This window comes from Polycyclovorans algicola TG408 (assembly GCF_000711245.1).
Lineage (GTDB): Bacteria > Pseudomonadota > Gammaproteobacteria > Nevskiales > Nevskiaceae > Polycyclovorans > Polycyclovorans algicola.
In genome coordinates this window covers 3,015,367-3,028,878 of the sequence record NZ_JOMH01000001.1, presented here as the reverse complement: position 1 = coordinate 3,028,878, position 13,512 = coordinate 3,015,367, and the positions used below count along the sequence as shown (strand labels likewise).

At 62.5% G+C, this 13,512-nt stretch carries 9 protein-coding genes; all 9 read left to right on the top strand.

From position 1 onward, the window contains the following. Nucleotides 1–183 precede the first annotated feature (183 nt). The 9 genes from U741_RS0114460 (at nucleotide 184) to bcsA (ending at nucleotide 13,495) form a co-directional block, all read left to right on the top strand. Entirely contained in the window at nucleotides 184–1,275 is a 1,092-nt protein-coding gene (locus tag U741_RS0114460; protein ID WP_029890621.1) for an IS630 family transposase, read from the top strand. A gap of 163 nt (nucleotides 1,276–1,438) precedes the next feature. Beyond that, on the top strand, nucleotides 1,439–2,476 hold the full coding sequence (hrcA, locus tag U741_RS0114450; protein WP_029891161.1) for a heat-inducible transcriptional repressor HrcA: 1,038 nt from the start codon (nucleotides 1,439–1,441) through the stop codon (nucleotides 2,474–2,476). A 114-nt stretch (nucleotides 2,477–2,590) separates the two neighbouring features. Further along, complete coding sequence (gene grpE / locus U741_RS0114445) at nucleotides 2,591–3,193, top strand: nucleotide exchange factor GrpE (protein ID WP_029891160.1); 603 nt, start codon at nucleotides 2,591–2,593, stop codon at nucleotides 3,191–3,193. A gap of 90 nt (nucleotides 3,194–3,283) precedes the next feature. Continuing rightward, entirely contained in the window at nucleotides 3,284–5,212 is a 1,929-nt protein-coding gene (gene dnaK / locus U741_RS0114440) for a molecular chaperone DnaK (protein ID WP_029891159.1), read from the top strand. Between the two features lie 246 nt (nucleotides 5,213–5,458). Continuing rightward, nucleotides 5,459–6,589 (top strand): molecular chaperone DnaJ, encoded by a 1,131-nt coding sequence (dnaJ, locus tag U741_RS0114435; RefSeq protein ID WP_029891158.1) that lies wholly within the window; start codon nucleotides 5,459–5,461, stop codon nucleotides 6,587–6,589. A gap of 148 nt (nucleotides 6,590–6,737) precedes the next feature. Further along, entirely contained in the window at nucleotides 6,738–7,220 is a 483-nt protein-coding gene (gene bcsD, locus U741_RS17960; protein ID WP_052378862.1) for a cellulose biosynthesis protein BcsD, read from the top strand. Nucleotides 7,221–7,225: 5 nt separating this feature from the next. Beyond that, nucleotides 7,226–7,999, top strand: a complete 774-nt coding sequence (locus U741_RS0114425; protein WP_029891156.1) for a hypothetical protein — start codon at nucleotides 7,226–7,228, stop codon at nucleotides 7,997–7,999. Between the two features lie 277 nt (nucleotides 8,000–8,276). Then, on the top strand, nucleotides 8,277–9,047 hold the full coding sequence (gene bcsQ / locus U741_RS0114420) for a cellulose biosynthesis protein BcsQ (RefSeq protein WP_052378861.1): 771 nt from the start codon (nucleotides 8,277–8,279) through the stop codon (nucleotides 9,045–9,047). Further along, nucleotides 9,044–13,495 (top strand): UDP-forming cellulose synthase catalytic subunit, encoded by a 4,452-nt coding sequence (gene bcsA / locus U741_RS0114415; protein WP_052378860.1) that lies wholly within the window; start codon nucleotides 9,044–9,046, stop codon nucleotides 13,493–13,495. Before bcsQ ends, bcsA begins: the two co-directional genes overlap by 4 nt. Nucleotides 13,496–13,512 lie beyond the last annotated feature (17 nt).

Sequence of the window (13,512 nt, the reverse complement as noted above, 5' to 3'; positions counted from 1 at the left end):
GACCTGGAAAGTTTTAACAGGTGACTAGTGTAGAGCTTCGGTATTGGCAGACCTAGGGCCTGTTAACAATTGCCGTATCGCTGCGCCAACTGTTAACAGGCCCTAGTGTCCTTTAACAAAAGTTCATAGAACGATTATGAGTGACCGTTGTCCATCTTCCCTGACTTGAGGGAGGATGCGGAGATGACGGGACGCAAACCCATTGGGCTGGAGCTGACACCCACCGAGCAATCGGAGTTGGAGCAGTGGGCTCGTCGTCGCAAGACGCCGTCGGCGGACAAGCAGCGTGCGCAGATCATTCTGGGGTGCAGCCTTGGATTGTCGGGCCGCGAAGTGGGACAGCGCTGCGGGGTGACGACGCAAACCGTGTCGAAGTGGCGGCGGCGTTTTGAGCAGTACCGGATCGCGGGATTGAGCGATGCGCCGCGCACGGGTCGACCGCGCACGATTAACGACGACAAAGTGTCGGAAGTCATTGAGAAGACTTTGCATAGCGGTCCAGCCAAGGCGACGCACTGGTCGACGACTTTGATGGCCGAAGAGACTGCCCTCAATGCCATGGCAGTCAGCCGCATCTGGCGCGCCTTTGGGCTCAAGCCGCACCGGCTGGAAACCTTCAAGTTGTCGACCGATCCGCACTTTGTTGACAAAGTGCACGACATCGTCGGTCTGTATCTGAATCCGCCAGATCGTGCCTTGGTGTTGTGCGTTGATGAAAAAAGCCAGATTCAAGCCCTGAACCGTACCCAACCTGGCTTGCCGTTGCGTTTCGGGTCTGCCGAAACCACGACCCACGACTATGTGCGACACGGCACGACGACCTTGTTCGCAGCGCTGGATATCGCCACCGGCGAAGTCATTGGTCGCTTGCACCGGCGGCATCGCAGTGCGGAGTTCCTGGCGTTCCTGCGCGCACTGGATCGTGAGGTGCCCAAGCACCTCGATATTCATCTCATTCTCGACAATTACGGCACGCACAAAACCGAAGCGGTCCGCGCTTGGTTTGCCGCCAGACCGCGCTATCACCTGCACTTCACCCCGACCTCAGCTTCCTGGCTCAATCTGGTAGAACGCTTTTTCTCGCTGTTGTCACAGCGGTGGATCAAACGTAACGCCCACACCAGTACCAACGACCTTGAGCGATCCATCCGCCACTACCTCAAAACCTACAACCAGGACCCCAAACCCTTCGTATGGCGCAAATCCGCCGATGAAATCATCTCGGCTATCGCCCGCCTCTCTGATCGAATCAATAATAAAGTGAACTTTTGTTAAAGGACACTAGTTGCGTCGCGAATAAAATTGAAGGGTTGCGCGCGGGTCTTCCGCGGGGCCGCTGTGCGTTGCGGCCCGGGGCAGGCGATGATGCGGCAGATTGTTCGCGGCGCTGCGGTCGTCGTGAACACGCTGCCCCATGGCCGGAACGTAGGGATGATGGATGACCGAACCACTGAACGAACGGGCAGCTGATTTACTCAATCTGCTGATCCAGCGCTACATCCAGGACGGCCAGCCGGTGGGCTCACGCACCCTGTCGCGCGCCGCAGGTCTGGGGCTTTCGGCCGCGACCATCCGCAATGTGATGGCCGACCTCGATGCGCTGGGCCTGGTCGCGTCGCCGCATACCTCTGCTGGACGCATTCCGACGCAGCGTGGCTATCGCTACTTCGTTGACACCCTGTTGTCGCCAGAGCCACTGGACGTTTTGACCCGCAACCGGCTTGAGGAAACCTTCGGCGGAGGTTCACTCAAGCAAGGGCCTGACCTGGCCAGGGCGGCCAGTGACCTGCTCTCGCAACTCACGCAGATGGCGGGCGTGGTCACCGTGCCGAGACGCAACCTGGCGACCCTGCGTCGCATCGAATTTCTGCCGCTGTCGGACCAGCGCGTGCTGGCGATACTGGTGGTCAATCAACACGAAGTGCAGAACCGTGTGCTGCAAATGGACCGCAGCTACGGCGCCGACGAGCTGACCCTTTACGCCAACATCCTCAACGAGCATTACGCCGGGCGGGAGCTGGGCGTGTTGCGGCAGGCGCTGCTCGACGAGGCCATCGATGCCCAGGACCGCGTCAACGTGATGCTCCGCGATGCCGCGTCGATGGCTCGCAGGGCGATGTCGCCCCACGACGCACCCGATTTCGTCCATGCCGGCGGCAGCAATCTGCTGGGCTTTCAGGACCTCACCGACGTGCAGCGGCTGCGCGGCCTGTTCGATGCGCTTGATCAGAAGCGCGACCTTCTAGGCTTGTTCGACCAGTGCCTGGCCGCCGATGGGGTGCAGGTGTTCATTGGCCAGGAGTCGGGTTACCGGGTGCTTGACGAGGTCACGGTGGTCACGGCGCCCTATTTCGTTGACGGCGCCGTGGCCGGCGTCCTGGGGGTGATCGGCCCGACGCGTATGGCCTATCAGCGGATCATCCCCCTGGTCGGCGAGGCTGCGCGGATGCTGTCACGCGGCCTGGCGGACGGGTGAAGTGCAATGGGCGATGACCGTAGCCCTTGAAATAGGCGGGGCCACCACCAGCGTCTGAGCCATGTCGGTCGGGTAAGCCCGGCGACGATCCCCATTCCAACCTGAAATCGGCCTATGACCTCCACTAAGCCACCTTCCGCTTCGCCTGACGCCGATCCCGACGTCGGCCCCCACGCCGCAGAAGATGCTGGCGTGACGACCGAGGCCGAGATTCCCCTCGAAGCCCAACTGGTCGCGCTGGAATCGGCGCTGGCCGAGGCCGAGCAGGCTGCCGCACAGGCCAAGGACGCGCAGTTGCGCGCTGCCGCCGACTTCGAGAACACCCGTCGTCGTCTTGAGCGCGACGCACAGCGCACCGCCCAATACGCCACCGAGAACCTGCTCAAAGAGCTGCTCGCCGTGGCCGACTCGGTCGAGCTTGGCCTCAAGGCGGCGCTGAAGCCCGACGCTGAAGTCGCCAAATTGACCGAGGGCATGGAGCTGACGCAGCGCCAGGTGACCAGCTTCCTCGAAAAGCAGGGCGTTACCGCGGTGGACCCCGCAGGCCAGCCCTTCAACCCGGACGAGCAGCAGGCCATGAGCATGATCGAGAGTGTCGATGTCGCGCCCAATCACGTGCTGGCCGTGATGCAGAAGGGCTATCGCCTGCACGATCGGCTGCTGCGACCGGCCATGGTCATCGTCGCCAAGGCACCGCCCGAAGCCGACAAAAACTGAGGCACCGCGCTGCACGCCCCTTGAATCCGGGCGATGCGCGCCCACCTCATTCCACAAATCCGTATTGCAGAATTTTTCAGGAGTTCCCCCATGGCAAAGATCATTGGCATTGACCTCGGTACCACCAACAGCTGCGTCGCCATCATGGACGGCGGCACCGCCAAGGTCATTGAAAACAGCGAGGGCGAGCGCACCACGCCGTCCATCGTTGCGTACACCGACGACGGCCAGACCATCGTCGGCCGTTCGGCCAAGCGTCAGGCGGTCACCAACCCGCACAACACTCTGCACGCAGTGAAGCGGCTCATCGGCCGTCGTTTCGACGACGCCGTGGTGCAAAAAGACATCGCCATGGTGCCTTACAAGATCGTCAAGAACGACAATGGCGATGCTTGGGTCGAAGCCCGTGGCAAGCGCATGGCGCCGCCGCAGGTCAGCGCCGAAGTGCTGATGAAGATGAAGAAAACCGCGGAAGATTATCTCGGCGAAAAGGTCACCGAAGCGGTGATCACCGTGCCGGCCTACTTCAATGACGATCAGCGGCAGGCGACCAAAGATGCGGGCAAGATCGCCGGCCTTGAAGTCAAGCGCATCATCAACGAGCCCACCGCTGCGGCGTTGGCGTTCGGCATGGACAAGGTCAAGGGCGACCGCAAGATCGCCGTTTACGACCTGGGCGGCGGTACGTTTGACGTATCGATCATCGAAATTGCCGAAGTCGATGGCGAGCACCAGTTCGAAGTGTTGGCGACCAACGGGGACACCTTCCTCGGCGGCGAAGACTTCGACATGCGCGTGATCGACTATGTGACCACCGAGTTTCAGAAGGATCAGGGCGTCGACCTGAAGAAGGATCCCCTGGCCCTGCAGCGTTTGAAGGAGGCGGCCGAGAAAGCCAAGATCGAGCTGTCGAGCACCACGCAGACCGAAATCAATCTGCCGTACATCACCGCCGATGCCTCCGGCCCCAAGCACCTGGTGATGAAGCTGTCGCGCGCCAAGTTGGAGTCGCTGGTGGACGAGTTGATTCAGCGCTCGGTTGAGCCCTGCAAGGTGGCGTTGAAAGACGCCGGCCTCAAGGCGGGCGACATTCAGGAAGTGATTCTGGTCGGCGGTCAAAGCCGCATGCCCAAGGTCCAGGAAATCGTCAAGAACATTTTTGGCCGTGAGCCGCGCAAGGACGTGAACCCTGATGAGGCCGTCGCCGTCGGCGCCGCCATCCAGGGCGCCGTACTCGCCGGCGACGTCAAAGACGTGCTGTTGCTTGACGTCACGCCGCTGTCGCTGGGCATCGAAACCCTCGGCGGCAAAATGACCAAGCTGATCGAGAAGAACACCACCATTCCGACCAAGAAGTCCGAAACCTTCACCACCGCCGACGACAACCAGACGGCCGTGACCATTCAGGTTTACCAGGGCGAGCGCGAAATTGCCGCAGCCAACAAGAGTCTTGGCCGGTTTGACCTGGCTGACATTCCGCCGGCCGCGCGCGGCGTGCCGCAGGTTGAAGTGACCTTCGACATTGACGCCAACGGCATTCTCAACGTGTCGGCCAAGGACAAGGCGACCGGCAAAAGCCAGTCCATCGTGGTCAAGGCCAACTCCGGCCTGTCGGATGATGAGATCGAGAAGATGGTCAAGGACGCCGAACTGCACGCCGAGGAAGATCGTCAGTTCAACGAGCTGATCACCGCGCGCAACTCGGCCGACCAGATGATCCATGGCGTCGAGAAGTCGTTGAAGGATCTCGAAGCCGACGTTGACGCAGAAGAAAAGACCCGTATCGAGGCTGCGATCAGCGAACTACGCGACGTGATCAAGGGCAGCGACAAAGCCGCCATCGACACCAAGACCGCCGCGCTGGCTGAAGTGGCCACTAAGCTTGCCGAGCGTGCTTATGCCAAGGCCGGCGGTGGTGACCCGGCGGGTGCCGCTGCCGACCAAGCCGCAGGAGGTGCCGGCAACGCCGACAGTGACGTGGTGGATGCCGAGTTCACCGAAGTCAAAGACAAGAAGTAAGCCGCAAGGGAACCTCTGAAAAACTTAGCGAGCGACGCTCAGCTCGCGTTCCGCCGGAGCGCGAAATGAGGAGCGCAGTAGTTTTGCAGAGGTTCCCGAGGCGTGAGGGATGGGGCGTGAGGCAGCCTTCCGGGCTGCCAGCGGCCCACCCCTCGCGTGTTTCCTTCACGTGATGTTCTGAAATCGGGATCTTTCCAGGATGACCCTGCCGCACCTCGCCCCACGCCTCTTGCCCCACGTCTCGACATGAGCAAGCGCGACTACTACGACGTATTGGGCGTACCCCGTGACGCTGACGACGACGTCCTGAAGAAGTCCTACCGCCGGTTGGCCATGAAGCTGCATCCGGACCGGAACCCCGGCGATGCGGCGGCCGAAGAGAAGTTCAAGGAAGCCAACGAAGCCTACGAAGTGCTTACCGATCCGCAGAAGCGGGCGGTCTACGATCAGCACGGTCACGATGGGTTGAGCCGAAGCGGCGGAGGTGGTGCGGGCGCGGGCGGCTTCTCCGACATTTTTGGCGACGTGTTTGCCGACATTTTCGGCGGCCGTGGTGGTGGCGGCGGTCGCGCGGGGCCGCGGCGCGGCGCGGATCTGCGTTTCATGATGGACCTTGATCTGGAGCAGGCCGCCGCCGGCACCGAAGAAACCATCCGCATCCCCAGCTGGTCGAGCTGCGAAAGCTGCGACGGCCACGGCACGGCCGACGGCAAGCGCCCGGGCACCTGCCCCAGCTGCCATGGCAGCGGTCAGGTGCGCGTGCAGCAGGGCTTTTTCGTCATGCAGCAGACCTGTCCGGCCTGCCGGGGTCGGGGGACGGTGATCACCGATCCGTGCAAGCCGTGCCGCGGCGCCGGCAAAGTGCAGAAAGAAAAAACCCTGAGCGTCAAGATTCCCGCCGGGGTCGACACCGGTGACCGCATTCGCCTGTCGGGTGAAGGCGAGCTCGGTGAGAAGGGTGCTGGGGCCGGGGACCTTTACGTGCAAATCAATGTGCGGCCCCATGATTTCTTCGACCGAGATGGCAATGATCTGCACTGCACCATCCCGGTTGACATGACCACCGCTGCCCTGGGTGGCGAAATCGAGGCGCCGACGCTGCTGGGCGCCGTCACCCTGAAGATTCCCGAAGGCACCCAGACCGGCAAGACCTTTCGGTTGCGCGGGCGCGGCGTCAAGTCGGTGCGCGGCGCCGGGCAGGGCGACCTGCTCTGTCAGGTGCGCGTGGAAACACCGCGCAACCTCGGGCGTCGCCAACGTGAGCTGCTGCAACAACTGCGCGACTCGATGGACGGCCGAGGTGCGACCCATAGCCCCGAGACCGCGTCATGGCTCGACAAGGCCAAGCAGTTTCTTGAGGCACACCTCAAGCCCTGACGGCTTCTCTTCGCGAGACGGAGGTGCCAACGCTCAGGCGTAGCCTTCGATGGTTTGTCTTAGCCATTGATAAGGCTTGAGATACGCTCTATGTTGATCGCGGTGCGGATCGAGTCCCGAATCCCCAGCGCGGAGCGCAGCGTCAGCCATGAGCGACATCGAACAGCAAAGCCTTCGCTATTTCGTCCAGCGAGGATGCGACCCGCAATGGCAGGATTTTCTCCATGCCATGTCGCGCGAGCTCGCTGCCCAGTTGTCGGTCCCCGAAATGCGTGGATTCTATTTTGCAGTCGGCGCCCGTATGGCCAATGCCTCGCCGGTGTCGGCTGGCGCCTCACTGACCGAACTTGAATCGGCGTTCAACGATTGGTTGGCCCAGCGCGACTGGGGTTTCGTAAGCATTCGAGACCGGCAGAGCGTTCTTGATTTCAGCCATGCCTGTGCGCCGCTGCGTGCCGCGTTTGGTGAGTCTGGCATGACGGCCGCCGGCGCAATTCTTGAAGGCTTGTACGGCACCTGGTTGGGTCAGTTGGGCGTTGATGACCAGCTTGAGCTGCGTCAGATTGGCGATGCCGAAGGGCCGGCTGATGTTCTCAAATTCCGCCTCGCCCATCAAAGCCTTTTCGCCTGATCGTCATGAGCAACCGCAATGACGACATCAAGCACCTGTTCGCCCATCTCGGTCTCAATGCCGAGGACTATCTGGAGTTGCGCCGTCAAAGTGGCGGCACCGAGACCGGTCAGCCGGTGGCGTCCAATGCGCCGCCCGGCACTCGGCGGCCGGCCGGTGGGCCGCCGCTTGGCAGTGGCACGCCCAGCGGTCGCTTCAATGCCAGTGAGCAGCCCAAAGTCTTTCTGCCCGGCTTGACACCTGATCTGGGGGCGCCCGAGCAAACGCCGCCGGTGATGCGTGCCCGTGTTGCACCAACGGTTGATGCGCAGGTCGTGCCGCCGCCTGATGCGCAAGAGCGTTCGCTGTACGCCGGTCCGTCACGGCCGGCGTCGCGTCGCTGGGCGATGGTCGATGCTGCGGCCCAGGCGGTGCCGGCGGTGGCCAAAATTCGCCCGAAGGAAACGGCACCCGAACCAGTGACCAGCGTGTCGCCTGAGGCAAGGGCGAAGCCCAAAGCGCCGCCGTATGTCGAGCCGGCCCCGTCCACCGCAGGGGCAGGGGATGCCGAGCGCGTCGCCGCCCCCGAACCCGGCACCGGCGGCAGTCATAACGAAGCGGGCCTTGGCGCCGTGCTGACCCGGCTCAAACATCCCGAGATGACCGCCACCGACCGTCTTGGCGCACCGCGACTGCGCTACGCCCCCCGGCCTTTGGCAGGCCGACAGCCGGGCGAGGCTGCCGCTGCAGCATCTGAACTCGACGCGGTGCTCAGCCGCCTGGGCCGCGCGCGACGTTAGGGTGTGTTCACACGATTGGCATCGCTGCGTTGCCGGCTGTTTTTTCGCCAGGCAATGCGCGACTGAGGAAATCTGGTTATTCCAAATGACGAAGGCGCAACACCGCATGGCGGGAAAACAGACAGCAATCCGAAGGGGCCGGCCGGTTCTGGCCCTGGGCTTCGTTGGTCGTCGCATATTTGGCGTGACCCAAGCGCGCTTCTCCCGCCTCGCCCTGGGCCATAAGCGACTCGGCCTCAGCGAGCCCAATCGTGTTAACAGGCCCTAGTCGCAAGTCATGCGCGATGCCGAGCTCAGCCTGATTGCCGTCGTGTCGCCCAAGGGGGGCGTCGGCAAGACCACCGTGACGGCAAACCTTGCGAGGTGCTTGGCGGCGGACGGACACCGGGTGCTGGTGCTTGATCTCGATCCGCAAAACGCCCTGCGACTGCATCTGCAGCTGTCTTTCGATGACGTTCGCGGACTGGCCGTGCAGTCACTGAATGACGCGCCCTGGTCTTTGGCGATGCAGGTCAGCCCGTCCGGGGTCAGCGTTTTGCCATTTGGCGCGCTTGATGAGGGTGCGGTGGCGCAGTTCGAAGCGCTGTGCGCCGACGATCCCGACTGGCTTCTGCGCGGGCTGGCGTCGCTGAACCTTGCGCCGCAGACCTTGGTGCTGGTGGACACGCCGCCCGGCAGTGGACCGCAGGTGCGGCAGCTGTTGTCGTTGACGCAAGCGATGTTGGGTGTGTTGCTGCCCGACACCGCCTCGTTGGTCACCGTTTCGACGCTGGAACGCTGGTTGGCGACGTACTGCCTGGGCAGGCCCGATTTCATCACCGCCGCTTGCGTTATCAATGCCGTGCCCGACGCCGATGGGCTGGCGGCCGAGGTTGCCGAGCATTTGTCCAACCGCCTTGCCGCCCACATGGCAAGCCTCACCATCGGTCACAGCACGCCGCTGCGGGAATCATTTGCAGCAGCGCAGAGGCTGTCCGAGTACGCCCCGGCGGCGGCGGTCGAGGCCGACTTTCGCGACCTTGCCCAATGGTTGGTGACCCACATATGAGCGACAAAAAGACCGGGCAGCCCAACAAGCGCAGCCTGCAGAACCGCAACTTCGACCGTCGTGTCGAGCGATTTGTCGAGCAGCCGATCTGGGGGATTCCGTTTGCGCTGCCGCTGGTGCTGCTGATCTGCCTGATCCCGGTCATCGCCTTCATTTCGACGCCGTTGTCCGTCACCCAACAAGGTGTCATGGGCGTCGGCACACTGTTTCTGGCGCTGTGGTTCAACCGCACGGACGGGCGTCTGGCGTCACTGGCGATGATCACCCTGTCGATCCTGGTCAGCACCCGTTACATGTTCTGGCGACTGACCGAAACGCTGGGCTGGGGCATGGCTCACCGTGACGGGCTGGACACATTCTTCTCGTTCGGGCTGGTGGCCGCCGAGATGTACGCATTCATCGTCCTCTTTCTGGGTTATTTTCAGGTGCTGTGGCCGCTGCAGCGCAAGCCGGTGGCCTTGCCGCGACAGGTCGACGAATGGCCAACGGTCGATATCTACATCCCGACCTACAACGAGCCGCTGAGCGTGGTGCGGCCGACGGTGCTGGCCTCACTCGACGTGGACTGGCCGCGCGAGAAACTGCGTATTTACGTGCTCGATGACGGGCGTCGCGATGAGTTCAAAGCCTTTTGTGAGGAGGTCGGCGCCACCCACATCACGCGTGCGGACTCCAAGCACGCCAAGGCCGGCAACCTCAACCGTGCCCTGGCCAAGACGCAGGGTGAGTTCATTGCCATCTTCGACTGCGATCACATTCCGACGCGGTCGTTCTTGCAGGTGGCGATGGGGTGGATGGTCAAGGACCCCAAGCTGGCGATGATGCAGACGCCGCACCATTTCTTCTCGCCGGACCCCTTCGAGCGTAACCTCGGCACGTTCCGCAAGGTGCCCAACGAGGGCGAACTGTTCTACGGCCTGCTTCAGGACGGAAACGATTTCTGGAATGCCACATTTTTCTGCGGCTCCTGCGCGGTCATGCGCCGCACTGCGTTGGACGATGTGGGCGGCATCGCCACCGAAACCGTCACCGAAGACGCGCACACGGCGCTGAAAATGCACCGCCGGGGGTGGAAAACCGCCTACTTGAATCTGCCACAGGCGGCCGGTCTTGCCACCGAGTCGCTGTCGGCGCATGTCGGTCAACGAATTCGTTGGGCACGCGGAATGGCGCAGATCTTTCGCATTGACAACCCGATCATCGCCAAGGGCCTGTCGATCGGTCAGCGGCTTTGCTACGCCAACGCGATGCTGCACTTCTTTTATGGCCTGCCGCGTCTGGTGTTTCTGACCGCGCCACTGTCGTACCTGTTTTTTGAGGCGCACATCATCGAGGCTTCGGCGCTGGCCATTGCGGCTTACGCCGCACCGCATTTGGTGCACGCCAACATCACCAACTCGCGATTGCAGGGTGCCTTCCGCCACTCGTTCTGGGCCGAGGTTTACGAGACGGTGCTGGCCACTTACATCCTGATTCCGACCACGGTGGCGCTGATCAATCCGAAGATGGGCGCATTCAACGTCACGGCCAAAGGCGGGCTGGTCGACAAGGATTATTTCGATCGGTCTATTGCCAACCCGTACCTCGTGCTGCTGGCCCTGAACCTGGCCGGCTTCTGCTTTGGGATCGTCCGGTTCCTGTTCTGGAACACCCATGAGCTCGACACAGTGCTGCTCAACATGTTTTGGACGGTGTACAACGCTGTGATTCTGGGCGCTGCAGTGGCCGTGGCCTGGGAGTCGCGACAGATTCGCCGCACCATCCGCGTGACCGTTGAGGTGCCCGCGCGGCTGCGGCTGGCGGATGGTCAAGATGTACCGTGTGTGACAAGAGACATTTCCGAGGGCGGTGTGGCGCTTAGAATCGGCGCATTGCAGGGCGTCACCAGCGGGACGGACGTGGAGGTGGCGCTGCTGCCGCAGCAGCGCCTGGTGTGGACCAAGGCCCGGGTGGTGCGCAGCAGCGACGGGGTGCTGAGCCTTAACTTTTTGCCGCTCAGCCTTGATCAGGAACGGCAACTGGTGGCGACCATCTTCGGTCGCGCGGACGCGTGGATGAAGTGGTCAACTGAACGGCGTCAAGATCAAATCGGACAGTCGTTTGGTGAAGTGGCGCGGTACGGGGTGTCGGGCATTGCGCGCATCGTTCGCTTTGGGGTAACCAACTTGGTCGAAACCATGAAAACAAAATTCGCAGCAATGGCGGGCACCCTGCGGTCTCGACGGGGTGGGGGCGTCGCATTGGCGGTGATGCTGGGTTTGGGTTTGATGGCGGCCCAGAGCGGTGCCTTCGCTCAGGACGACGAGGCCCGCGCCACGCGTGCTGAAAGTCGCACGTTGACGTTTGAGGACCTCGGTATCGATCGGCCGATCCGCCTGCGTGGCACACAGGGCGAGATCGCCATTCCCCTGAGCATTCGCGATGACGAAATCGTCCGCCGGGCACGGTTGACGATCAAATACGCGCACTCCCCATCGTTGATCTTTCCCCTGTCGCACCTCAACGTGTTCATGAACAACGAACTGTCGGCAACCGTGCCCACCAGCCCGGAAACCGTCGAGGGTGCCGAGAGGGTGATCGACCTCGACCCTCGTCTGTTCGTTCGCTTCAATCAGGTGGGTTTGCAGTTCATCGGTCACTACACGATGGACTGCGAAAACCCCTTCCATAGCGCCCTGTGGTCGGTGATCAGCAACCAATCCACGTTGGAGCTCGACATTGAGCCCCTGAATCTGGTCGATGACCTGGCGCTGCTTCCGCAGCCGTTCTTCGACAGCCGTGACCAGCGCCGCCTGGTCCTGCCCATCGTCTTCGCCGGGCCGCCGAGCGTCGATGAGTTGCGCGCCGCTGGTGTGGTGGCGTCATGGTTCGGTTCATTGGCGGCCTATCGCGGCGCGGAGTTCCCGGTGCGCATCGGTGAGCTGCCCGAGGGTCACGGTATTGTCATCAGCAGTGGCGGCGCGGCGCCACAAGGGCTCAGTCTGCCCAGTGGCGGGAACAGCAGCGTCTCGATGGTGGCGAACCCGCGTGCACCCAATGCCAAGCTGCTGGTGCTGGCCGGCGTCGACGGCGATGCGCTCAATACGGCCGCCAAGGCGGTCACGCTGAAAACAGGGTCACTGTCGGGCGGGCGCACGCAGATTCGCGAGTTCACCGATCCCGCCCCGCGCGAGCCTTACGACGCGCCGCGCTGGTTGCCCACCGATCGCGCGGTTGAATTAGGCGAGCTTTACCCGTTTCCGCTGGTCGCCAGCGGCGCTTACCCCGACCTGATCCGGGTGCCTTTCAGCCTGCCGCCCGATCTGTTCACCTGGCGCAGCAAGGGTCTCAAGCTGGACCTGAAGTACCGCTACACGCCATCGGTCGGCAGCAAGTCGACGCTCAACGTCAACGTCAACAATGAGTTTGTCGAGGCCATTGCACTGTCGGTGACCAACGAAGACCGTTATTCCGAAGACCGGATCAACCTGCCGTTCGTGTCGCAATACGAATCGGTGGACGCCGCCACGGTCTACGTCCCTGACTACAAGTTCGGCGCCGACAACGAGCTGCAGTTTCAGTACTACTTCGAGCGCGAACGGGTGGGTGCCTGTCGCGATGTGGTGCTCGACAACCTGCGCGGCGGTATCGACGAAGACTCGACCATCGATCTGCAGGGCTTGCCGCACTACACGCAGATGCCGGATCTGTCGAAGTTCGCCAGCTCGGGCTGGCCGTTCACGCGCATGGCCGACCTGTCCGAAACCGCTGTCATCCTGCCGGACACCATGGCGGTTGGTGATGTTGAGCTGTTCCTCGCGCTGATGGGCCGTATCGGTCGCTCGACCGGCTTTCCGACCCATCGTGTGCGACTCGGGCGTGCAGATGACATCAACCAATTTCGCGACGCCGACCTGTTGGTACTCGGCACCGGCGCCACACAGCCACTGCTCAGCCGTTGGTCGAATGAGATGCCCATGACCTTCACCGCCAGCGACATGCGGATCAATGTCATCGGTCCCATCGACCGCTTGCGGGCGCGTTGGGAAAGCCGAGATGTGTCGGGTGCCCAGCGCCACGCGGGCAACATGGTGCTCGATGCATCCGACAACCTCGGCGCCATCATGGGCTTCAAGTCGCCACTGGACGGCGACCGCTCGGTGGTGGTCATCGCCTCATCGACCCCGGGGGGACTGGTGCACATGTCCGACGTCCTTTCCGACCCGGGCAAGAGCCAGTACGTGCGCGACGAATTGGTGTTGGTCAGTGGCGACGTGGTCAATCACTACGACCTGGGCTCGCGCTACGCCATGGGCAAGCTGCCGTTTATTCTCGGGATGCGCTGGTGGTTGTCCCATCAGCCGGTGATGCTGGTCTTGATTGGTCTGATCGCCTCGCTGCTGATCGCGCTGGTGCTCTACCGCGTGCTGCGACGTATGGCGTTGTCGCGTAAGGAAGCGCGAACCTGATGGTCGGTCTGACCGCC